At 63.1% G+C, this 20,675-nt stretch carries 22 protein-coding genes; 6 read left to right on the top strand and 16 right to left on the bottom strand.

Annotated features, from left to right (window positions below):
• Positions 1–2 precede the first annotated feature (2 nt).
• The 8 genes from ACZ5BT_RS06830 to ACZ5BT_RS06795 form a co-directional block, all read right to left on the bottom strand.
• Complete coding sequence (locus ACZ5BT_RS06830; protein WP_464883861.1) at positions 3–365, bottom strand: C39 family peptidase; 363 nt, start codon at positions 363–365, stop codon at positions 3–5.
• A 447-nt stretch (positions 366–812) separates the two neighbouring features.
• Positions 813–1,073, bottom strand: a complete 261-nt coding sequence (locus ACZ5BT_RS06825) for a hypothetical protein (RefSeq protein ID WP_464883860.1) — start codon at positions 1,071–1,073, stop codon at positions 813–815.
• 985 nt (positions 1,074–2,058) lie between these two features.
• On the bottom strand, positions 2,059–2,544 hold the full coding sequence (locus ACZ5BT_RS06820; RefSeq protein ID WP_464883859.1) for a hypothetical protein: 486 nt from the start codon (positions 2,542–2,544) through the stop codon (positions 2,059–2,061).
• 324 nt (positions 2,545–2,868) lie between these two features.
• Positions 2,869–3,789, bottom strand: coding sequence for a methionyl-tRNA formyltransferase (gene fmt, locus ACZ5BT_RS06815; protein ID WP_464885787.1), 921 nt, complete (start codon positions 3,787–3,789; stop codon positions 2,869–2,871).
• A gap of 8 nt (positions 3,790–3,797) precedes the next feature.
• Positions 3,798–4,388 (bottom strand): peptide deformylase, encoded by a 591-nt coding sequence (def, locus tag ACZ5BT_RS06810; protein WP_464883858.1) that lies wholly within the window; start codon positions 4,386–4,388, stop codon positions 3,798–3,800.
• Between the two features lie 70 nt (positions 4,389–4,458).
• Positions 4,459–5,322 carry a CdaR family protein gene (locus tag ACZ5BT_RS06805; RefSeq protein ID WP_464883857.1) on the bottom strand — a complete coding sequence of 288 codons (864 nt, stop codon included), beginning with the start codon at positions 5,320–5,322 and terminating at the stop codon, positions 4,459–4,461.
• Positions 5,309–6,034 (bottom strand): diadenylate cyclase CdaA, encoded by a 726-nt coding sequence (cdaA, locus tag ACZ5BT_RS06800; RefSeq protein WP_464883856.1) that lies wholly within the window; start codon positions 6,032–6,034, stop codon positions 5,309–5,311. Before cdaA ends, ACZ5BT_RS06805 begins: the two co-directional genes overlap by 14 nt.
• Positions 6,035–7,180, bottom strand: a complete 1,146-nt coding sequence (locus ACZ5BT_RS06795; RefSeq protein WP_464883855.1) for a phosphopentomutase — start codon at positions 7,178–7,180, stop codon at positions 6,035–6,037.
• 104 nt (positions 7,181–7,284) lie between these two features.
• Between ACZ5BT_RS06795 and ACZ5BT_RS06790 the strand changes: the two genes are divergently transcribed.
• On the top strand, positions 7,285–7,740 hold the full coding sequence (locus tag ACZ5BT_RS06790) for a hypothetical protein (RefSeq protein ID WP_464883854.1): 456 nt from the start codon (positions 7,285–7,287) through the stop codon (positions 7,738–7,740).
• Here the strand turns inward: ACZ5BT_RS06790 and ACZ5BT_RS06785 are convergent.
• Together ACZ5BT_RS06785 and hisJ are read right to left on the bottom strand one after the other, a co-directional pair.
• Complete coding sequence (locus tag ACZ5BT_RS06785) at positions 7,732–9,354, bottom strand: helix-hairpin-helix domain-containing protein (RefSeq protein ID WP_464883853.1); 1,623 nt, start codon at positions 9,352–9,354, stop codon at positions 7,732–7,734. The two genes, ACZ5BT_RS06790 and ACZ5BT_RS06785, sit on opposite strands and share 9 nt — an antisense overlap.
• Positions 9,351–10,145 (bottom strand): histidinol-phosphatase HisJ, encoded by a 795-nt coding sequence (gene hisJ, locus ACZ5BT_RS06780; RefSeq protein WP_464883852.1) that lies wholly within the window; start codon positions 10,143–10,145, stop codon positions 9,351–9,353. The genes ACZ5BT_RS06785 and hisJ overlap by 4 nt, the downstream gene beginning before the upstream one ends.
• A 159-nt stretch (positions 10,146–10,304) precedes the next feature.
• Here hisJ and ACZ5BT_RS06775 point away from each other — a divergent pair, with 159 nt between their 5' ends.
• Positions 10,305–11,288, top strand: coding sequence for a zinc-dependent alcohol dehydrogenase family protein (locus tag ACZ5BT_RS06775; protein ID WP_464883851.1), 984 nt, complete (start codon positions 10,305–10,307; stop codon positions 11,286–11,288).
• Here ACZ5BT_RS06775 and ACZ5BT_RS06770 read toward each other — a convergent pair.
• The 4 genes from ACZ5BT_RS06770 to ACZ5BT_RS06755 form a co-directional block, all read right to left on the bottom strand.
• The gene (locus ACZ5BT_RS06770) at positions 11,285–12,061 is read right to left on the bottom strand and encodes a DeoR/GlpR family DNA-binding transcription regulator (protein ID WP_464883850.1); all 777 of its coding nucleotides are present in this window, start codon (positions 12,059–12,061) and stop codon (positions 11,285–11,287) included. The two genes, ACZ5BT_RS06775 and ACZ5BT_RS06770, sit on opposite strands and share 4 nt — an antisense overlap.
• Before the next feature lie 2 nt (positions 12,062–12,063).
• Positions 12,064–12,912: a carbohydrate ABC transporter permease gene (locus ACZ5BT_RS06765; protein WP_464883849.1), complete on the bottom strand. Its 849-nt coding sequence runs from the start codon at positions 12,910–12,912 to the stop codon at positions 12,064–12,066.
• Positions 12,909–13,790: a carbohydrate ABC transporter permease gene (locus tag ACZ5BT_RS06760; RefSeq protein ID WP_464883848.1), complete on the bottom strand. Its 882-nt coding sequence runs from the start codon at positions 13,788–13,790 to the stop codon at positions 12,909–12,911. Before ACZ5BT_RS06760 ends, ACZ5BT_RS06765 begins: the two co-directional genes overlap by 4 nt.
• A 63-nt stretch (positions 13,791–13,853) precedes the next feature.
• Positions 13,854–15,098 (bottom strand): ABC transporter substrate-binding protein, encoded by a 1,245-nt coding sequence (locus ACZ5BT_RS06755; protein WP_464883847.1) that lies wholly within the window; start codon positions 15,096–15,098, stop codon positions 13,854–13,856.
• 192 nt (positions 15,099–15,290) lie between these two features.
• Here ACZ5BT_RS06755 and galT point away from each other — a divergent pair, with 192 nt between their 5' ends.
• Positions 15,291–16,316: a galactose-1-phosphate uridylyltransferase gene (gene galT, locus ACZ5BT_RS06750; RefSeq protein WP_464883846.1), complete on the top strand. Its 1,026-nt coding sequence runs from the start codon at positions 15,291–15,293 to the stop codon at positions 16,314–16,316.
• 8 nt (positions 16,317–16,324) lie between these two features.
• A complete protein-coding gene (galK, locus tag ACZ5BT_RS06745) occupies positions 16,325–17,359 on the top strand; it encodes a galactokinase (RefSeq protein WP_464883845.1) in 1,035 nt (344 codons plus the stop codon).
• Positions 17,360–17,515: 156 nt separating this feature from the next.
• Here galK and ACZ5BT_RS06740 read toward each other — a convergent pair whose 3' ends face one another.
• Both ACZ5BT_RS06740 and ACZ5BT_RS06735 read right to left on the bottom strand, forming a co-directional pair.
• Entirely contained in the window at positions 17,516–18,004 is a 489-nt protein-coding gene (locus tag ACZ5BT_RS06740; protein ID WP_464885786.1) for a nuclease-related domain-containing protein, read from the bottom strand.
• Between the two features lie 412 nt (positions 18,005–18,416).
• Positions 18,417–18,992, bottom strand: coding sequence for a DUF981 family protein (locus ACZ5BT_RS06735; protein ID WP_464883844.1), 576 nt, complete (start codon positions 18,990–18,992; stop codon positions 18,417–18,419).
• A 117-nt stretch (positions 18,993–19,109) separates the two neighbouring features.
• On the opposite strand from ACZ5BT_RS06735, the gene ACZ5BT_RS06730 reads away from it, so the two are divergent.
• Together ACZ5BT_RS06730 and ACZ5BT_RS06725 are read left to right on the top strand one after the other, a co-directional pair.
• The gene (locus ACZ5BT_RS06730; RefSeq protein WP_464883843.1) at positions 19,110–19,760 is read left to right on the top strand and encodes a GntR family transcriptional regulator; all 651 of its coding nucleotides are present in this window, start codon (positions 19,110–19,112) and stop codon (positions 19,758–19,760) included.
• On the top strand, positions 19,757–20,671 hold the full coding sequence (locus ACZ5BT_RS06725) for a proline dehydrogenase family protein (RefSeq protein WP_464883842.1): 915 nt from the start codon (positions 19,757–19,759) through the stop codon (positions 20,669–20,671). The genes ACZ5BT_RS06730 and ACZ5BT_RS06725 overlap by 4 nt, the downstream gene beginning before the upstream one ends.
• Positions 20,672–20,675: the final 4 nt, after the last annotated feature.

Raw genomic sequence — 20,675 nt, 5'->3', positions numbered from 1 at the left:
GATTACCCGAAGACCCTGTCTTGCCGGGTGGTCCAAATTTGGGGTAGCACTTCAAGCAAGTCGGCAAGTTGCGCCAGGTTCACCCGGTAGGCCCGCACCCGGTAGCCCTTCCTCTCCAGGTAGCGCTTCAAGGAGAGGGCGGTGAGGCCCTTCAAGGGGTCCTTGCCGGACTTCTGGGTCTCCTCAACGGCGACTTCCAACACCTCCTGCTCGGTCGTGGGGTCGCCGTAGTAGTACGTAAGCAGCGTCGCCACCGCCGCCGCCCCGCAGGTGTACCAGTCGGTCTGGCCCACCACGTGGGTGTAGCGGAGGGGACGGTAGGGAACGGAGAAGTCTGTAGCTTGCGTGATTCCCGCTCCGAGCATAAGCAGGAGCATCAACGATTTTTGCAGAAAGGGTCGTTCTAATGCGAACATATGAAACACAAGAAAAGAGGAAAACCTGGCCTTCACATTGCGCTCTTTTTGTGTGACCTGTGAAGCAAAGATGAATTCCCTACAGTTAAATCAGAATCGTCAACTTCGTCCTTTTGACAGCAACTTTTGAATTACAAAATAAACAACTATCCCCGCAGAAATTGCGCCTGACAACGCCGCAACTAACACGCTCATGACACTAGGGAAAACTGGGAAGCCAGATATAGAGAGAGCGACCAAAACCCAAATCGGAAGCGTGCCAGCAACTAACGCCGAAAGAAGCACTGCGTACTTCCTGTCACCTATATCGCTGTTCCTCATGTCGGTACCCCCACATTAAAGCTAAACTTGAGGGCAGCTTATGCCCGGAGGCCTCCGGCCATAAGCTGCTGTCGGCTAAGGTCCCACTATCGCGCCGACAATTGCTCCTTCAGTAGCACCCCCAACAGCACCCCCTGCAACACCTGCAGCAACCGCATTCCAGTCAACACGCCCCGTGCTTAAGTATGAATACATTGCCGCGGTCACTGCTCCACCAATAGCCCCCCCAATAAAACCTGCGACAGCGCCAGCAAAGGCACCAAACAAACCTTGCCCTTGAACTTCAGCCAGGTTCTCCTCAGCTACCGGTTCACCCTCCGGCACCACCACCTGCACGACCTCATCCTGCTGCGCGGGTTGCTGCGCCGGCGGCGCCGCCTTCACCTGCTCCCCCGCGGCCAGGACGGGGGTCACCCCCATGAGCAGGAGCCCGAAGACCAAAAGAACCGTCAGAGCTCGCCTCACTCACCTCACCTCCGTCCAGTCTGCAGGCCCGGGCCTCGGCTACAGAGATAGCACACACACACACATCCTGTCAAAATTCTAAGAACCGTTTTCAACATCCCGACACTTGCCCGTCACAGCCGCGCCGCAGGTGTACCAGTCCGTCTGGCCCACCACGTGGGTGTAGCGGAGGGGGCGGAAACTCCGGTCTCCACTTTCTCGACCAAGAACAACAGAATGCAATATCAAAATTGCCACAACAACCACATATTTCCTTGGGGTGAAAGTTAAAAGCATTTAACCATTACTCCTCTGTGCTAAAATCCCCGAACAAAAGCAGCAATGAAAGTGGAGGCCATACTTTTACGGCAATCCATTCTAGAAACACAGTTGCTAGAAGAATACCGATTTCAAAGCCGAGAAACACTGTAAACCCATTTAACACGAGAGGCCGTTTCCCAATGGCGAAATTGATTAGTAACAGCACCACAATAGCCAGAAAATTGTAAAGCACGATGAATGACACGGCCTTTCTCATAGCTCGTCTCCGCCACGAAGACCCTGTACCGTCAAGCACTGATTTCACTTGTGAACTCTCCTTACTCGCGACCAGTAAAGACACGCTAGGAATTCCTAAAAGGAATAGAATCGCTAGAGAAAACAGGTCGTCGTTAAAAAAAGCCAACATGCCCGCGAGAAAGGCCGCCAACCATAATAGCGTCTCTTTTAGGATTTCCTTCCGGATTTTAGAAATCTCTGACCCTTTGATTTTAAACCACCTCCCTAGCAATATTAAGCAAGCATCGTCCAAGGGCCCCGGCGAGAAACGGGCCCGCAATTCAAGGCCCGTCTAAGGGTATCGCAGCTAGCAAGGGTCCTACTTCCCCATGGCCTTGTTCCACAGATAGCTGGCCGAGGAAGACGCAGCTTTAAAGGTCCACTGCAAGCCTGTGTAGACGTATTTTGCCACCCTACCCCCGTACTCAATCGTCTTCTTAGCCACACCCAGGGTGCCATTGATCAACCCCATACCTGCGCCGTAAATTGCTTTAGCAACAACGATTTTGGGGTCAACTCTCTTTCCCTTTAGCTTTTGGGAAGCGATGTAGCCCCCTGCAGCCAGTCCCGCACCTAACGCAACGCTACGAAAAACATAATAAAGTTCTGGCCCTGCCCCTTCTACATCGTTTAAGTCCGTATCTCCTACAGGACCTCCCTCCGGCAACACTACTTGCACAGCTTCTTCCTGCGCGGGCGCTTGCGCAGGCGTCGCGGCGTTCATCGGCTGCCCCGCGGCCAGGGTGGGGGTCACCCCCATGAGCAGAAGGCCGAAGATCAAAAGAACCGTCAGGCTTCGCCTCACTCACCTCACCTACGTCCAATCTGCAGGCCCGGGCCTCGGCTACAGAGATAGCACACACACACACATCCTGTCAAGATTCTAAGAACCGTTTTCAACATCCCGACACTTGCCCGTCACAGCCGCGATCAACGCGGAGCAAGTGCCCCGCCGTGGCAAATGCCACGGCGGGGCACCACACTGCGAACGACTGCCGTGCTCCCGCGGCATGTTGAAAAGCTCGTGGACGCTGACTTAACTCGTCTGGCCGATGACTTGCAGGCAGTGAAAGGGGACTCGCCTGACCTGAGCTTCAATCTTTCAACCGGTAGACAGCCCTAGTCATACCTACCGATCGCCCAGTCGCCCCCCGGCCTTGACCCCATACCCCCGGGCCCAAGCCTCGGCGGGCATGCGGCGCTTGCCCTCGGGCTGAACTTCGACGAGTCGCACCGCGCCCTTGCCGGCGGCCACGAGTACCCCCTCGGAATCGACCGCGAGGACCTCGCCGGCGTTCCCCTCACCCACCTCGGGGCGGAGGGCATGGACCTTAATCCGCTTGCCGCGATGCCAAAACCAGCTTCCTGGCCAGGGCTGCACGCCACGGTGACGGTTGTAGATGTTCTGTGCAGGATCCTCGAAGCGAATGCGGCCGTCCTCCTTGGTCAGGAGCGGGGCGTAGGAGGGCTCGCCCACCTGGGGCCTCGGCTCGAGCGCCTCGAGGCGCTCGAGCACGTCGAGGAGGAGCTGAATTCCCCGGTCGCGGAGCCGCTCGGAGAGCTCGAGGGCAGTTTCGTCCGGGCCAATGGGCGTGCGCTCCTGGACGTAGATCGGCCCGGTGTCCATCCCCTCATCGAGGCGCATGATCGAAACCCCGCTTTCGGTTTCGCCCTCGATGAGCGCCCAGTTGACCGGCGCCGCGCCGCGGTATTTGGGGAGGAGGCTGGGGTGAATGTTGAGGAAACCGTAACGCGGGACCTCGAGGACCTCCCCGGGAATGATCTTTCCGTAAGCCGCCACCACCGCCGCGTCCGGGGCCAGCGCGCGAAACCGCTGAAGGAAGTCGGGGTTTTTCCTGAGCCGCTTCGGCTTTTCCACCGGAATCCCAAGCGCCCCCGCCCGAGCCGCGACCGGGCTCTCGGTGAGCTTGAGACCGCGCCCGGCGGGTTTGTCCGGCTGGGTGACAGCGAGGACGACCTCGTGGCGATCGGCCAGGGCCTCGAGCACCGGCACCGCCCATTTTGGGCTCCCGAAGAAAGCGAGCCGCAGACGCCTCTTCATCGTTTCCCAGCGAGCTCCCTCAAAAAGGCCTTGGCCTCTCGCTGCATGCGGGCCAGTTCGGCGCGGTTTTCCTCCAGAAACTGCCGGCGAAGTTCGGGCGGGAGCCGGTCGAAAAAGAGCACGCCCTCGAGGTGGTCGAACTCGTGCTGAATGATACGCGCCAGGTAATCCTCGGCCTCGAGCACCTTCGGCTCGCCGTGTTCGTCCTGGTACTCGACCCGCACCCTGAAGTTGCGGGGAACCTCGTCGGAGTAGAGCCCGGGAAGCGAAAGGCAGCCCTCGGTCCCAACCGCCTCCCCTTCAGCGAAAGTGATCTTTGGGTTCACCAAGACGTACTGGGCCTTGACCCGCGCTTTGAGCGGGATCTCTTCTTCACCCTCCTCCGGTTCGTCGTGATAGAGGGCGGCGACGAAGATACGCTTTTGCAAGCCTACCTGGGGTCCGGCGAGCCCAACCCCGCCGGCTTCGAACATGGTCTCGAACATCGACGCCGCGATTTCGGGGATTTCGGAGAAATCCTCGACCGGGCGTGCCTTTTTCCGCAAAATGGGGTCGCCGTAAAGGCGAATCGGGAGCACCTCGGCCACGACCACATTCTTACACCGGTGCTGCCGCCGCACCAAACCCGGCCGCAAGCCAGACCAAAATTTGCCCCAGTTACGGCGCCTTGACCACCACCAAACGCGCCCAGAGCTGCCCCAGAGCGTAGACGCCTTCGGGCAACTGAAGCCGGATGGGGCTCAAATAACTCCCCTCCCGCCACTCGACCTCGCCCGAAACATAGCTCAAGGAGGCCAGGATTTCCGGAGGTCCCACGAGCTTGACCCTCGAGGGCACCGCCGCCTTTTGCACCGAAAACCCCTTCGGCGGGCCGGGAAGTGCTAAAGGCACCTCGCGCAGGGTGTAGAGCGGCCCCTCGAAGCGGAGGGGAACCGTGGCTGGCATGATCTCAAGCCCATCGATCACCCGCCCGGCCTCGTCGAGCACCGCCACCGCGAGTGGCTGGTCTCCCCCGCTGCCCAGCGCCACCGCGACCCTGGCCCGGGCGACCCGGGAGGCCGCGCCCTTGACCGCCACGCTCGATTCCTTGGCCAAAACCGCCTCGCCGGGGACGAAGGCCTCCAGAGCCACCACCGCGCGCTCAACACGCTCGACCCGGGCCCGGATCCGGGCCGGAACCACCTTGGCCAGCTCGAGGCCGGCCGGGATCTGGACCCTGACCGGGCGATCGAAGGCGCCCTCCTCGACACCAGAGAGATCGAGGTAGGCCACCACCGCATCGGGGCTCATGCCCTCGACGATGCGGGAAGCCCCTTTCACCTGAACCAGGACCATGCGGGGTACGCCCACCGGAACCTGATCCTTGCCAATGCCGATGACCTCGAGGGGCCGCTCAAGGGTGCGCTCCACGACCGGGCCGCTGCCCCTCAGCTGGTACCAAAGGAGGAAGGCAGCCAAAAACGACAGCAGCTTGGCCGGCCAGTTATGGCGGAGACGATCCCAAAAACTACGCGTGCGCACCGAACACCCCCAGGAGTTTCTCCCTCAGCTCGGAGGGCGTGAGGTTGCGGGAGAGCTCGCCCCGCTCGGCGATCCGGATCGTCCCCCGCTCCTCGCTGACCACGACGACCAACGCGTCGGTCACCTCGGAAACCCCGACCGCCGCTCGGTGCCGGGTCCCCAGGTAGAGCAGATCCTCGCGATCCGAGAGGGGGAAAACGCAGGCGGCGGCCAGAATGCGGGCCCCGCGCACGATCACGCCCCCATCGTGCAGCGGCGTACCGACGGTAAAGACGGTCTCCAGCACCCGGGCCGAGATGCGGGCATCGAGGAATTCGCCGGTCTCGGCGTACTCCCCGAGCGGCGTGCGCCGTTCGATGGCGATGAGCGCCCCGAGGCGCCGGGCCGCCATTCGCTCGGCGGCCCGGACCAGCTCTTCGACCTCGTGGGTGCGCAAAGGCCCGGCGGCCAGCCGGCCCCGGCCGAGCCGCTCCAGCACCCCCCGGAGCTCAGGCTGGAAGACCACGATCAGGGCGAACACCCCGAGGGTGGCCGCATTGCCAAGCAGCCAGGCCAGTGCCCTAAGCCCCAAGCTGTCCGCCAGGAACCACACCAGCACATAGACCACGAGCCCGCGAACGAGGTTGAGCGCACGGGTCTCGGCGACCAGGCCGTAGAGGTAGTAAAAGAGCACGGCCACCGAGAAGACATCGAGGAGATCTCGCCAGGTCATTTACAAGACAGCCTCCCCCGGTCCGTGCCAGTCCACGCCGAAAAGCCGGGCCCAGCTCGCGCCCACATCGGCAAAGGTCCTTCGCGTCCCCAGCTCGCGCCCAGCCATTCCCGGACCCACGACCAGCAGCAGGCCGTATTCCCGAGTGTGGTCGGTCCCGGGGAATGTGGGGTCATTGCCGTGATCGGAGATGATGAAGAGGAAGTCTTCGTCGCCGAGGGCTTCCAGGAACTTAGGCAGGTAGCGGTCGAACTCAGCCAGGGCGCAAGCATAGCCGAGGGGGTCGCGGCGGTGCCCGTATTTGGCGTCAAAATCCACCAAGTTGGTGAAGATCAGGCCCGCAAAAGGTTCGGCCATGAGGGCCAGGGTTTTCTTAATCCCGTCGGTGTTGTCGTCGGTGTGAACCTCGCGGGTAAAGCCGCGATGGGCGTAGATGTCGGGAATTTTCCCCACGCCAATCACTTCAAGCCCCGCGCCCTTGATACGATCGAGCACGTTTTCGGGAGGCTCAAGGGCAAAGTCCCGCCGGTGCTCGTTCAGCCGGTAAAAGTTCCCTTTGGCTCCGGCGAAGGGCCGGGCGATCACCCGGGCCACGGCATATTCACCTTTCAGGATCTCACGCGCCTTCTCGCTCCATTCGTAGAGCGTTTCCAGGGGGACGACGTCGACGTGAGCGGCAATCTGGAAGACCGAGTCGGCCGAGGTGTAAACGATGGGTTTGCCGGTCTCGAGGTGCGCCTCGCCATAGTCCTTGATGGCCTCGGTCCCGGAGTAGGGGCGGTTCAGGAGAATTTCCCGGCCGATCGCCCGCTCGAAGGCTTCAATCACCTCTTGGGGAAAGCCTTCGGGAAAGGTCCGAAAGGGGTGCGCCAGATGGATACCGACGAACTCCCAGTGACCGGTGGTGGTGTCCTTGCCGCGGTTTTGCTCCTCCATCCGCCCAAAGGCCGCCTTCGGCTCTGATACCCGAGGGACGGTATGCACACCGGGAATATGGCCAAGCCCCAGCGCCGCCAGGTTCTGAAGGCGGAGACCGGTCTTTAAAACCGTGTGATCCAAAGTGTCGGCACCCTCGTCACCGAATTCACGCGCGTCGGGAAGAGCACCGAGGCCCACCGAATCGAGCACCACCGCGACGACCTTCATGCCCCTAGCATAACCGCGCCGCTTTCACCGCTGTGGCCCGGGACGGGACCGAAGCCCCGCGACGGGAAGGGACTCGGGGAATAGAGTAAGGGCGAGGAGGAGCAATGAAGCGGCTCTTCGCGATACTCATTCTCTCGTTCAGCCTTTTGGGCTACGCTCAGGAATTCAACGTTGGCTACACCGCCGTCGGATGGCAACCCGGAGGCATCCTGGAGCTCGGCGGTGGCGGATACCGCGGGGACACGCTGCTCTTTGGCGGCGAAGGCATGGGCGGCCGGGGATGGGGCTACGGCTTTGCTTACCTCGGCTACGCCCTCATTCACGACGCGCAAAGGGGCTTCATCGTCTATCCTCGCCTGGGGTTCGGTGGCGCCAAGGTCGGCCTCAGCACCGGTCTCGCCTTCGACGTCGGCGTGGGCGGTGACTGGGTCATCACCCCGCCCCGGGGACTCGTCGTCGGATTCCGGGTCGGGTACATCCGCTTCACCAACGTCGTCGGCTCGGGCGCGGCCTACGTTCGGGTCACCTTCGGCGGCGGTGGGTTCTTCCCTTCACGCTGAAGCCGATCGCCGTCTGGCAATGAAATCGAGGAGATCGCTGGCTTCCCAGGTGTTGACGATGCGATCCGGGGGAATCACCGCTTTATTGGCCATGAGGACCCCAAGATCAACGAACGCGAGCATCTCCCGAGTGTGGGCGTCGGGCCCAATGGAAAAGTGAAGGCGGTCCCGATAGCGCAGGGCCAGCCGCCAGTCGAGGTCGAGCCTTTGCGGGCTGGCGTTGAGTTCCACGATCACCCGCGCTTCTGCCGCCTTCTGCAAAACCGCGTCCCAGTCGACCCTGGCCCCCTCCCGCCGCAAAAGCAAACGCCCGCTCGGGTGCCCGAGGATCGAGAGGAAAGGGTTTTCCAGCGCCCGTAGCAACCGTTCGGTCTGTTCGGCCTGGGAAAGGCCGAGCATGGCATGGAGGCTCCCGACGACCACCTCGAACTGGGCCAAGACCTCGTCCGGATAATCGAGCGAGCCATCGCGCAGGATGTCGGACTCGATACCACGCAAGATCCGGAAGGGGGCCAGGCGTTCATTGAGCGCAGCGATCTCCTCCCACTGGCGCTCGAGGTCAGCCACGGTGAGCCCGCCGGCGTAGGCGGCGGTTTGCGAGTGATCGGTGACCACCATGTACCGGTAACCGGCGTCCCGGGCCCAAACCGCCATCGAGGCCAGGGTCTCGGCGCCGTCGGAGTAGGTGGTGTGGACGTGGATGAGGCCTTTGAGATCGTCCCGCTCCAGGTAACGCTGGGGGAGCTCGAGGCCGACGTGTTCGGGCTCGCGCAAAAAGGGCGGGGGAACCTCTCGACCGAGGGCGGCAAACACCCCCGCCTCGTCCTCGGCCGGGGGCAAAGGGCCGAGCGCCTCGACATAGGCGCGTGACCCGGTGGCGGCGACCAGCGTGGTACCAAAACGCCCGCGATCGGAAAGGAACACCCTCACGGGAAGCCCGCCGAGCTGGCCCTCAACCACATCGCCCACCGTGCGCTCGGCGTGCGCGCCAAGGGCCGAGCGCACGGTATCGGCATCCCCCACGACCACCAGGTCGACGCTCCCGACGGTCTCAAGGCCGCGCCGGAGGCTTCCCGCAAGCGCCACCCGAACCCCGGCGCCCTCGAGGTCCTCGCGGAGCACCTCGGCGACGGCCATCGCCTCGGGCAACAACACCCGCCTGGCGCTTTGCAGCACAAATGCAACCGCTTCGCGGAGCTTGGCCTCGGTCTTCTTGCCGAATCCGGGAAGCGCCGAAAGCCGCCCCTCGGCTGCAGCTTGGGCCAGCGATTCCAGATCGGTAATGCCCTCTTCCACCAGCAGGCGAATCTTCTTGGGGCCGAGCCCGGGCACGGAGAAAAGGTCAATGGCACCGGGGGGAAGGCGCCCCTCGAGGTCCTCGAGGTAGGGGAACTCACCGGTTTCGTAGATCTCGCGCAAAAGCGACGAGAGTGAGGCCCCGATGCCACGAATTCCGCGAAAGCCCCGGGCTGCGAGCGACTCCAGCGGCTCCTCGCTGGCCTCGAGGGCCCGCGCCGCACGGCGGTAGGCAAGGACGCGGAACTCCCCTTCCCCGAGGACCTCCATCAGGTCTGCAGCGCGCTTTAAAACTTGGGCCAGCTCTTTCTTGTTCATAGCTTCAAAGCCCTCGGGCGTCCTTGCCAAAAAACCACCGCCTCGGTGTAGCCCACGCTTTTGAGCAAAGCCACGGCGTCAGCAAAGCGGTGGCCCACTTCCTCGGGCGCGTGGGCGTCCGAGCCCAGCACCACAGGGATCCCAAGCTCTCGCGCCCTGGCAAGCAACGCGGGGCTGGGGTAGGGCTCGCCAACGGGTTTGCGCCATCCCGCGGTGTTGACATCCAAGGCCAAACCCTCCCCGGCGATCACCGAAAGCGCCTCCTCTGCGAGCGCCACATAGCCATCCTCAGGCACGTGTCCGAACTTTTTGGGCAAGTCAAGATGGCCAATGGCGTGGAAAAGCCCGCTTCTCGCAGCCTCGATCACCAACTCGAAGTACTCACGGTAAACCTCGCGCAGCTCACGCCAGGAAAACTCTTCGGCATACCGCGGGTGATCAAAGGGCCAGGCGCCGATGTAGTGCACCGAGCCGATCACGTAGTCGAAGGGGTAGCTCAGCAGCAGCTCGCGAACGTAGCGCTCGGTGCCCGGATGGTAATCGGCCTCGAGGCCAATCCCCACCTCGAGGTCGGAGGTTTGTTCCCGGAGACGCTCCAGGGTAGCGAGGTAAAAGGGGAGCATCTCCCGGTCCATGCGGGATTCAGGGTCAAACCAGGGGGGCATCGGCGCGTGATCGGTGAAGACGACGCCGGCCAGGCCCGCGCGCCGCGCGGCCTCGAGGTAGGCCGACGGATCCCCCACCGCGTGCTTGCAGAGCGGGGTGTGCACGTGCGAGTCAACGAGCTTCACAGCTCCAGCTTAAGCACCCCGCCGTGGCTTTTGCCACGGCGGGGGCTCCGGCCAAACACGAACGAACCCAATATCGGATCGGTGTGTTCAAAAGCTCGCGGGCGCATCCTTGACCGGGCCGAAAGACACGCGGGCACGGGTTTTAAGATGGAAGGCAGGATGCGGGCAATGGTGCTCCACCAAGCGAAAAAGCCGCTGGTCCTCGAGGACCGCCCCGTACCAAGCCCCGGGGAAGGCCAGGTCCTCATCCGCGTCGAGGCTTCGGGCGTCTGCCGGACCGACCTTCACATCGCCGACGGCGAGCTCTCGCCCCCGAGGCTGCCCCTGGTCCCCGGCCACCAGATCGTTGGTCGCGTCGAAGCGGTCGGCGCCGGTGTCCGCACGAGACAGGTTGGCCAACGGGTGGGGGTAGGCTGGCTCGGCTGGACGTGCGGCGAGTGCAAGCACTGCCGCCGGGGCGAGGAGAACCTCTGCCCCAACGCCCTCTTCACCGGCTTCCACCTCGACGGGGGCTTTGCCGAATACGCCGTCGCCTTCGCCGACTACACCTACCCCCTGCCCGAAGACGGGGAAGCGGCGGACATGGCCCCCTGGATGTGCGCCGGGCTCACCGGTTTTCGAAGCTACCGCTTCGTCAGGGACAAATCGCTCATCGGCTTTTATGGCTTCGGCTCCGCCGCCCATCTGATCGCCCAGGTCGCCCGGTATGAGGGCAAGCGGTTTTACGCCTTCGTCCGCCCCGGCGACGAGGCGGCCAAAGCCTTCGCCCTGCGGATGGGGGCCGAGTGGGCCGGCGACTCCACCGAAGCCCCGCCCAAGCCCATGGAAGGGGCGATCATCTTCGCCCCCGTGGGCGAGCTCATCCCCCAGGCGCTTTCGCACCTCGAACCCGGCGGCACGCTGGTCCTCGGTGGAATCTACATGAGCCCGGTTCCCCAAATGCCCTACGCCCTGCTTTGGCACGAGCGAACCCTCCGCTCGGTTGCCAATCTCACCCGGGAGGACGCCCGGGGCTTTTTGGAACTCGCGCCCAAGGTCCCCGTCCGGGCGCGGGTCGAAACCTACCCCCTCGAGGCCGCGAACGAAGCCCTCGAGGCCCTGCGCCGGGGCAGGGCCCAGGGGTCGATCGTCCTCGTCCCTTAAGACGCAAGAAAGACCTCGAGCCCCGCGTGCTCGAGGGCAGAGACCGCCGCCGGGTCGGCGGCGTCGTCGGTGATCAGGGCGTCGACGGCCGAAAGCGGCGCGATCTTGGCGGTGGTGATGCGCATCAGCTTGGTGTGGTCGGCGAGGACGTAGACCGACGAGGCCTGGGCGATCATCTTCTTCTTGATCTCGGCTTCCTGGACGTTGACGTTGGTCACCCCCCGGCGGGGGTGAACCCCGTTGCAGCCGATGAAGGCCTTGTCGGCGTGGATCTCCTCGAGGACCAGCGTGCCAAAAGGGTTGACCAGAGAGTGCTGCAGCGAGCGCAGCGTCCCCCCGGTGACGATCACGCTGATTCCGGGGTGGTCCTCGAGCATGAGGGCGATATTGAGCGCGTTGGTCACGATCAGAACCCGCCTCAGTCCGCGCGGCAGCGCCCGGGCGAGCTCGGTGGTGGTCGAACCCACGTCGACGATCACCGTCTCGCCGTCCTGGATCAACGAGGCGGCAAACCGGCCGATTTTCGCCTTCTCCTTGAGGTGGACCTTTCGCGATTCGCGCAACGGCAGCTCGATCCGTCCAGGCGAGGCGGGAAGGGCCCCGCCGCGGGTCCGCACCAAAAGCCCCTGGCGCTCGAGCGCCGCCAGGTCGGCCCGCACCGTCACCGCGCTGACGCCGAAGGCGCGGGCGAGCTCAACGACCCGGACCATACCGTCCTGAGCGAGGATCTCCAGGATTTTCTTTCTCCGAAGCGAAGCTTCGATCGAGGCCATGATTAACCCTTTACCGAACCCGCGAGCAGACCGCGAATGAAGTAACGCCCCATCAGGATATAGATCAGCAGGGTGGGGAGGGCAGCGAGCAGCGCCCCGGCCATCTGCACGTTCCACTCAACGATGAAACTCCCGGCCAGGTTGTTGAGCGCCACGGTGATCGGCTGAACGCTGGGCTTATTGGTGATGACCACCCCAAAGAGGAAGTCGTTCCAGATTTGGGTGAACTGCCAGATCACCGCGACCACCGTCCCCGGGGCCGAGAGCGGAACGATCACGAAGCGGTAGACGCCGAGCACCCCCGCCCCATCGATTTGGGCCGATTCTGAGAGCTCCCGCGGGATCTGCGCGTAATAGTTGCGGAAGATAAGGGTGGTAATGGGAATGCCATAGACCACGTGGGCCAGAATCAACCCGGGAATGCTCCCGTAAAGGCCGATGGCCATGAGCAGCTTCACCAGGGGAATCAGCACCGACTGGTAGGGAATGAACATGCCAAAGAGCAGAAGGAAAAAGAGAACTTCGCTGCCCCGAAACCGCCAGTGGGCAAGCACGTATCCGTTGATCGAACCCAGGAAGACGGAGAGAATCACCGCCGGCACCACCAGGTAGACCGAGTTGAGGAAGTTCTGCCCGAGCCCCTGCATGCCGGTGGTGGGATCCCCGTTCCACGCCTTGGCAAACGACGCCAGGGTGAGGTTTTCGGGGAGGCGCCACATCGCCTCGACGCTTACCTCGCGGTAATCCTTGAGCGCGTTGACCACCAGCACGTAGATCGGGATCAGATAGAAGACCGCGAGCAAAAGGAGCGAGCCGTAGATGAAGAACGTCAGGAACCCGGAGCGTTTCATTCGGTGGCCTCCCGTCGCAAACTCCAGGAGAGGTAGGGGATCACCAGGAAACTCACCATCATGAGCAGGATGATCGAGATCGCCCCGCCCTGGGCAAAGCGGTTGGCCTGGAAGGTGGTGACGAACATGTAGAGGGCGGGAACATCGGAGCTAAAGGCCGGCCCGCCGCTGATGCCGGCCACCGCGACCACGAGGTCGAAGATCTTAAGGGAGATGTGACCGAGCACGATCACCGCACTCAAGGTCACCGGGGTGAGGAGGGGGAAGGTGACGAAACGGAAAAACTGCCACTGACTCGCCCCATCGACCTGGGCCGCCTCGTAGAGCGCCTTGGGGATCGCCCGCAAACCGGCGAGGTAGAGCGCCATGGTGTAGCCCGAGAGCTGCCAGACGGCGGCCAGCGCGATGGCCTTGATCCCGATCGAGGGATCGGTGTACCAACCGTTTTTCAAAAACTCCAAACCCAAGGCGTCGAATATCAGGTTGAGGCCGCTGCTCGGGTTCATCAACCAGCGCCAAACCACACCGGTCACGATGAAGGAAAGGGCCATGGGCATCAGGAAGATGGTGCGGAAAATGCCTTCATAGCGGATTCCGCTGTTCAGGAGCAGCGCGCCGACCAGGCCAAGCACCAGCGACCCGGGGATGAAGAGCAAGGCGAAGATCAAAGTATTTTTGAGATCGATCAAAAAGCGCAGGTTGTGGAAGAGGCGTATGTAATTTTCCAGGCCAACGAACCGCACCTGGGGCACGATGATGTCGTTTTGGTTGGTCAACGAAAGCCACGTCGTCCAACCTATGAATCCATAGACAAAAACGACGATGAGGAGAACCGAAGGTGCGATCAAGGCAAAAGCGACCAGGCGATAGCGGCGCATGCGTGCCTCCAGCTCTAGATTAACGGGCCCCGGTTGGCCCGGGGCCCGCTGCTCTCGAACCACCTATTGCTTACATACCCCGGCGTCGACACAGGCCTGGGCGAGCATCGCCTGCGCCTGGGCCACGTTGCGGCTGGTCACGAAGAGGCTCATCACGTCGTTGATCGCGGTACTCCAGCTCTCCTTGGCCGCCGCACCGTGGACCAGCGAGGGCACGATGGTGTCGGTCTGCCACTGCTTCATCGCCCACTGCAGGTAGGGGTTGAACAGGCTGGCGTCGCAGTCGGTGCGAGCACAAATCGAACCTTTCAGCGGGTTAAAGGCTTCCTGGCCCTCTTTGGAGCCTAGGAGTTCGAGCCACCAGCGCGCCTCCTGGGGATCGGGGGCCTTTTTGGGCAAGCCGAAGGTGTCGGAGAGCGCATCGTAGATGCCCACGTTGCCGGGGGCGGGCGCCCAGCCGTAGCCGTCGAACCCCTTGGCCAAAAAGTCGGCGTTGGCCCAGTCGCCGTGGATGTACATCGCCGCCTTACCCTGAATGATCAGGTCGTTGGCCTGGTCCCAGCTCCGCGCGGCGTGGTCGGCGTTGACGTAATCGAGCATCTTGGCGAAGGTCTCGAGGGCCTTCCGCACCCCTTCGCCCCGCCAGTCGGTGGTTCCATTCCAAAGCCCTTTATAGCCCTCGGGCCCGAGCACGCCGATGAGCACGGTCTCGAAGACTTGCGTACTGGCCCAGATGCCGTTATCCCCCAGCGCCAGCGGAATGATGCCTTCTTTCTTCAGCTTTTCCGCGATGGCGAAGAACTCGTCGTAGGTCTTGGGCGGGGTCAGGCCGTACTTTTCAAAGATCGCTTTGTTGTACCAAAGCACGTTCGCCCGGTGGATGTTGGCCGGCACCGACCAGTAGTGGCCGTTCCACTTCAAAAGCTCGAGCACGCCCTTGGGGAAGACCTTGTCCCAACCGTTCTTCTGGTAAAGGTCATCGAGCGGTTCCATGAACCCGGTCGTCACCCAGGTGTCGATCAGGTGGCGGCCCATATGAACCTGGAAGGAGTCGGGGGGATCACCACCGAGCATCCGGGTCTTGAGCACCGCCTTGGCGTTGGAGCCCGCGCCCCCGGCCACCGTGGCGTTGATGATCTTGACCCCCGGGTGACGCGCTTTGTAGATGTCGAAGAGTTTCAAAAGCCCGGCCGCCTCGCCGCCGGTGGTCCACCAGGAGAAGATCTCGAGCTTACCGGTCTGCCCGAGCGCAAACCCCATAAACGCGAGCGCCAGGGCCATCCCTTTGACCCACTGCCTCTTCCTCATACCAATCCCTCCTTACCTCGCAACCACCCGATGTTGCCTCTGGAGTGCACTTCAAAACGAATTTACGCCGGCCTTCGTTTGCTTGTCAAGGACTTGCCCATTGCCGCTTCGTTGACCGGTAACGAAAACAAAGGTAATTTTTAAGTAAGAGAGCGAAAGTGCCGGACCACCGGCACCGCTAACGCCAGGGGGATGCCAGCGATGTACAAACGACGCTTCACCAAGGCCGACGGCCGCGCGCTCTACCTGTACGGCCAGCGGCCCATCGACAACGCGCGACTCGCAGGACCGGGGACACCGGGGAAAAACCCCGCCCATCTCCGCTGGCACCCGCTCCTCAACACCTGGGTCATCTACGCTGCCCACCGGCAGGATCGCACTTTTCTCCCGCCGGCCGAGCGCTGCCCTTTGTGTCCGGGCCATGAAATCCCTTTCCCTCACTTCGAAGTCGCGGTCTTCGAAAATCGCTTTCCCGCCCTCGCCAAAACGCCGGCCCCGCCGCCCCCCAACATCCCGGTGCCGGTTGATCCCGGGATGGGTCGCGCCGAAGTGGTGGTGTACACCCAGGACCACGAAGGCTCGATCGCCAGCCTGAGTCGGAACCACCGCCGCCTTTTGGTTCGGGTGTGGGTCGATCGTTACCGGGAGCTCTTTGCCGACGAGGCCATAGCCTACGTCATGCCCTTCGAAAACCGCGGCGAGGCCGTGGGGGTGACCCTGCACCACCCACACGGTCAGATCTACGCCTACCCCTTTGTCCCACCGGTCGCGGCGACCGAGGCCGAGGCCTTCGCCAAACGACCGGTCCTCCTGGAGCTTTTGCCCCGTCTCAGGCCCTACACGATCGAAGAAACCCGAGCCTTCGTCGCCTTCGTTCCCCCGTTCGCTCGCTTTCCCTACGAGGTCTGGATCGCGCCCAAACGCCAGCATCCGGGCCCCTGGACCTTCGACGAGAACGAGCTCGACGAATTCGCGGATATTCTCGGGAACGTCGTGAGCCGTTACGACGCCCTCTTCGCCAAGCCTCTCCCCTACGTCATGGCGCTGCACGCGGCGCCAAAGGGGGCCGAGCACTTTCACTTCCACGTCGAGTTCTACCCCCCGATGCGGAGCAAGGACAAGCGGAAATACCTGGCCGGCACCGAGCTCGGCGCCGGGACCTTCGTCGTCGACGTCCTCCCCGAGGTTGCCGCCGAAACCCTGCGAACGGCACTTTAGGAGAACCCATGTACGCGAGCATCTTTGGCGAAAAACCCCAGGCCAAGGCCAGCGCCCCGGGACGCGTCAACCTCCTCGGAGAGCACACCGACTATAACCAGGGTTTCGTCCTGCCGGCAGCCCTCCCCAACCGCACCACGGTCGAGGCGGGCCGGGGCGAAGGCATCGAGGCCTATGCCGAGGCCTTCGGCGAGCTGAAATCCAGAGCACTGGGCCCGGCCAGAGGCGACTGGCTCGACTACCTGGCGGGAACGCTGTGGGCGCTCCGGGAAGCGGGGTTCGCCGTCCCCGGGGCGCGCTTTTACGTACGGAGTGACGTGCGTATCGGGGCCGGACTTTCGAGTTCGGCCGCCCTCGAGGTGGCCGCCCTCAAAGCCCTGCGCGAGCTCTACGATCTGCCGCTTACAGATCTTGAACTTGCGAAACTGGCACAGCGGGCGGAATCCGAGTACGTCGGCGTGGCCTGCGGCATCATGGACCAGATGGCCGCGGCGCTGGGCAGGCCAGGGCAAGCGCTCTTCATCGATACCCAGAGCCTGGACTACGAACCGCTGTCCCTCCCTGAGGGAGCCAGGGTGGTGGTGGTTGACTCCGGGGTACCCCGAAGGCTCGCCGAGAGCGGTTACAACCAGCGCCGACAAGAATGCTTTGCGGCAGCGAAGATGCTGGGCGTGGTCTCGCTCCGTGAAGTTCGTGACACTCAGGCAATCGAAGCCCTGCCCGAGCCCTACCGCCGACGGGCTCGCCACGTGGTGAGCGAAAACGCTCGGGTCCTCGAGGGCCTCGCCGCCCTTAGGTCAGGTGACCTCGAGCGCTTCGGCGCGCTCATGGTGGCCTCGCACCGCTCGCTCAAAGAGGACTTCGAGGTCTCCACCCCCGAGCTCGATCGCCTGGTCGAGCTGGCCCTCGAAGCCGGCGCCCTTGGCGCGAGACTCACCGGCGCCGGCTTCGGTGGGGCCATCGTGGCGCTGGTACCGGAAAGGAATCTCGAGGCGTTCCGGCAAAGGGTTGCAGCGGGCTACGCGGGGGCCCGATTTTTCTAAACACTTGGCCGCTGAATACCCTCCAAAACCTCAGCGACGCAAAGGGAGCGAGGGTCCGGAGCTCGGCTCCAGGGATCACAGCGGGTCGCGAGCAAAAAACCGAACGGGGGTCACGAGAATCCGTTTGCCGGAGCTGTTGGCACGAACTGGTTGGGGTTAACGGGTACGCGCCTTGAGCATTTCAAAAATATGGCGGGCCGTGGAATACTCGAGCCGCCGCGGCCAGCCTCGCAAAAACGCAGGCAAGCCCTCAGCGGTCAAGACTGGCAACTTTCCCGCCCGGTCCCCTTCGACCCGAGTACCCACGAATACCAAGATCGGCTGTACCTCAACCCCGAGCAGGGCCTTCAATTTGTGGGCCTGCCGCCAGGCCTGACGGACAATTTTATCGTTACGTCTCCCATTCACGAACAAGCCGCTGGGCGTTGCAACCACGCGACCGGCGTAATGCTTCACCTCGACCGAAAAAACGCCCCCCGGCCCCACCACCACGTGGTCAGCATTCTCCCCGTCGAGGTCAACATCATGAAAAACACGAAAGGGCTCCGGGAGCGCCTCGAGGACCCGACCAACCGCCTGTTCGCCCGCATAGCCCTTGACCTGCGCGTGGAGCGCCCTTTGGAATTCGCGGTCCTCGGCAGCCATTTTCAGGAGAAAAGCCAGGGAAAAGAAAAGCATGGGAAGGGCAAGCCAGGGAAAAGCAAGGCGGAAGAGCAGCCATACCCCGAGAACCGTGCCCAGGAACACAGCAAGGGCCAAACCCAGTTTCCGCTGCAAATGACGACCTGCACGACCTTGAACCTTGGCCATAGTTCTCATTCTTCTACAAAAGAACCAGTAATAGGGGGAAATAACCTAAACCCTTGCTTTTTCCTGGCCAAGATGGCGTGAAGAGCCTCGCGGCACGGCCCAACAGCCTTACATGAAAGAATTCCCCTTGTAACCGCTCCAGCGATCCATTCCTGGCTGCATGAGGCTTCTGGCTGGTCGACCCTCAATATTCGACCCGCGGCGCCGAAGCTGGCCCCACGGGTCGCGGAAAAGGGGACGCTTTCGTTTAGCGCATCGGCAAGGGCACCCAGCGTCCGAAGGCATCCTTGGCGGTGTGATCGATATACCCGCCGTAGCCGCCAATGGCGAAGATCAAGGCCCCGATGAGCAGCAAGGCCCCCACCACCGGTCGCAAACCTGGGTTTTTGTAGGCGAAGGGAGTGAGCACCGCCGCCAGGCCGATGACCCCGTAGCCAAGCGCCCAGAGGCTGGCGCTCCGCGTGAGGTCGTAGCGCAAAATCGCCACCACCAACGCCAGCAAGATGCCACCGCCAAAGAGCGACATCCAGCTCAGGGGCCCGAGGTCATCGCCTCGCCAAAGCACCAGGCCGGCCAGGAAGAGCAACGAACCGAAGAACACCGCCGGCTCGCCCATGACGATGTTGTAAGCTCCGGGGAGTGGCCAGCCGAAGATGATAAAGAACCCGGGCAATCCGAGCAAGAGGCCGGTGAACCAAAAGACGTAGGCCCACGAGCGCTGGACCTCCCGGGGGGCCTCGAGATAGCGGTTCCCGTATACCGCGACCGATACCGTTCCCATCACGACAGCGATCATCATTAGCGTTAGATAATCAATGAACATGCGCTCCACCTCCTTACAAGCTTTTACAGTTTGATTCTAGCAAAGTCTTCTGGGCCTCATGTCCCGCCCCCCGAGGGGTTGGTTGCGTATACTGGATACACATGCGAGGATGAAACCGTGCGAATCGAACGACCCAGCCTGGTGCGCGAAGCGGCCTACGAGCGTCTCAAACGCGCCATCACCGAGGGCGAGTTCCTTCCCGGCGATCGCCTGGCCGAACCCGAACTCGCCACCCGCCTCGGCGTCTCCCGTACCCCCGTGCGCGAAGCCATCCAGCGCCTGGCCCAGGAGGGGCTGGTCGAGCTCCTCCCCGGCCGGGGGGCCCGGGTCAAACGCCTATCCCCGCTCGAGGTGGCCGAAGTCTACGAAGTGCGCTCGGCCATCGAGGCCGAAGCCGCCCGCCTCGCCGCCGAGCGGGCCACCGACGCCGAGATCGAGGCTTTGTCCCGCCTTGAGGCCCGGATCGAAGCCATCGATCCCGAAGACCTCGAGGCCCAGACCGACGCCGACCTGGCCTTTCACGCCGCGTTGGTCGAGGCCGCCCACAACCGGCGGCTCGGCGAATTCTTCCACTCCCTCGACGCGCTGCTCGCCCTCATCAAGCGCTACTCCCGCGACCAAAACCAGTCTCCGGCGACCCTGGCCGAACACCGATCCATCGTCGAAGCGCTCAGAGCCCGCGATCCCGAAGCGGCAGCCCGGGCCGTCCGCCGCCACGTCGAGCGGTTCAAAAACCTGGTGCTGGAAAGGATAGAGGAGGAGGCATGAATCTCTGGAGAAGCACGGTGCTCGCCATCGCCGGTCAGCCTCTGGTGGAGCGACTCGTCAAGACCTACGGGCTTCGCCTGGCCCGGCGCTTCGTCGCGGGAGACACCCTCGAGGAGGCCCTCGAGGTCGTCGACCGGCTCGAGGTCGAGGGGATCCACGGCATCCTCGACGTCCTGGGAGAGATGGTGACCGACGAGGCCATGGCCCGGGCCTTTGCCGAGGAAATCAAGAAGACCGTGGCCGCCTTCGCCGAGCGCCCCTACCCCCGATACGTTTCGGTGAAGCTCACCCAGCTGGGCCTCGATACCGCGACCTCGCTCGCCGAGGCACTGCTCGCCGACATCCTCACCCTGGCCCGGGAAAAAGACGTCTTCGTCCGCATCGATATGGAGGATTCGCCCCGGGTCGACGCCACGATCGGAGTGTACCGGACCATGCGCGAGCGCGGCTTCGACAACGTCGGGCTGGTGCTCCAGGCCTACCTCAAGCGCACCGAAGCGGACCTCGAGGCCCTTCGCCCCTACGCCCCCGACCTCCGGGTCGTCAAGGGGGCCTACAGGGAGCCGCCCGAAGTGGCCTACCAGGACCAAAACACCATCCGCGAGCGCTTCAAAGCCCTGGTGCGCAAGAACCTCGAGGCCGGGAACAAAACCGCCATCGCCACCCACGATGACGTCCTCATCGACTGGGCCAAACGATGGACCGGCGAGGCCGGCATCCCCCGGGAGCGCTTCGAGTTCCAGTTCCTCTACGGCGTGCGAAGCGAGCTTCAGCGAAAGACCGCCCGCGAAGGCTACACCACCCGCGCCTACGTGCCCTTTGGCCAGTCGTGGTACCCCTACTTCTCTCGCCGCATCGCCGAACGGCCGGAAAACGCCCTTTTCGTGCTCCGGGGCATCGTGAAGAAGTAGGAAG

The organism is Vulcanithermus mediatlanticus (assembly GCF_055385885.1).
Note: the sequence above shows the minus strand (reverse complement) of the source record. Positions and strands in the feature narration are given on the sequence as shown.

Excerpts from the sequence above, each read along its gene's own strand:
- cdaA (WP_464883856.1), bottom strand. The coding sequence starts at position 6,034 with ATGACCTGGCGAGATCTCCTCGATGTCTTCTCGGTGGCCGTGCTCTTT.
- ACZ5BT_RS06765 (WP_464883849.1), bottom strand. The coding sequence starts at position 12,912 with ATGAAACGCTCCGGGTTCCTGACGTTCTTCATCTACGGCTCGCTCCTT.
- ACZ5BT_RS06725 (WP_464883842.1), top strand. The coding sequence starts at position 19,757 with ATGAATCTCTGGAGAAGCACGGTGCTCGCCATCGCCGGTCAGCCTCTG.
- galK (WP_464883845.1), top strand. The coding sequence starts at position 16,325 with ATGTACGCGAGCATCTTTGGCGAAAAACCCCAGGCCAAGGCCAGCGCC.
- ACZ5BT_RS06795 (WP_464883855.1), bottom strand. The coding sequence starts at position 7,180 with ATGAAGGTCGTCGCGGTGGTGCTCGATTCGGTGGGCCTCGGTGCTCTT.
- ACZ5BT_RS06830 (WP_464883861.1), bottom strand. The coding sequence starts at position 365 with ATGCTCGGAGCGGGAATCACGCAAGCTACAGACTTCTCCGTTCCCTAC.
- ACZ5BT_RS06735 (WP_464883844.1), bottom strand. The coding sequence starts at position 18,992 with ATGTTCATTGATTATCTAACGCTAATGATGATCGCTGTCGTGATGGGA.
- ACZ5BT_RS06740 (WP_464885786.1), bottom strand. The coding sequence starts at position 18,004 with ATGGCTGCCGAGGACCGCGAATTCCAAAGGGCGCTCCACGCGCAGGTC.
- ACZ5BT_RS06790 (WP_464883854.1), top strand. The coding sequence starts at position 7,285 with ATGAAGCGGCTCTTCGCGATACTCATTCTCTCGTTCAGCCTTTTGGGC.
- galT (WP_464883846.1), top strand. The coding sequence starts at position 15,291 with ATGCCAGCGATGTACAAACGACGCTTCACCAAGGCCGACGGCCGCGCG.
- ACZ5BT_RS06775 (WP_464883851.1), top strand. The coding sequence starts at position 10,305 with ATGCGGGCAATGGTGCTCCACCAAGCGAAAAAGCCGCTGGTCCTCGAG.
- ACZ5BT_RS06785 (WP_464883853.1), bottom strand. The coding sequence starts at position 9,354 with ATGAACAAGAAAGAGCTGGCCCAAGTTTTAAAGCGCGCTGCAGACCTG.
- ACZ5BT_RS06760 (WP_464883848.1), bottom strand. The coding sequence starts at position 13,790 with ATGCGCCGCTATCGCCTGGTCGCTTTTGCCTTGATCGCACCTTCGGTT.
- ACZ5BT_RS06770 (WP_464883850.1), bottom strand. The coding sequence starts at position 12,061 with ATGGCCTCGATCGAAGCTTCGCTTCGGAGAAAGAAAATCCTGGAGATC.
- ACZ5BT_RS06755 (WP_464883847.1), bottom strand. The coding sequence starts at position 15,098 with ATGAGGAAGAGGCAGTGGGTCAAAGGGATGGCCCTGGCGCTCGCGTTT.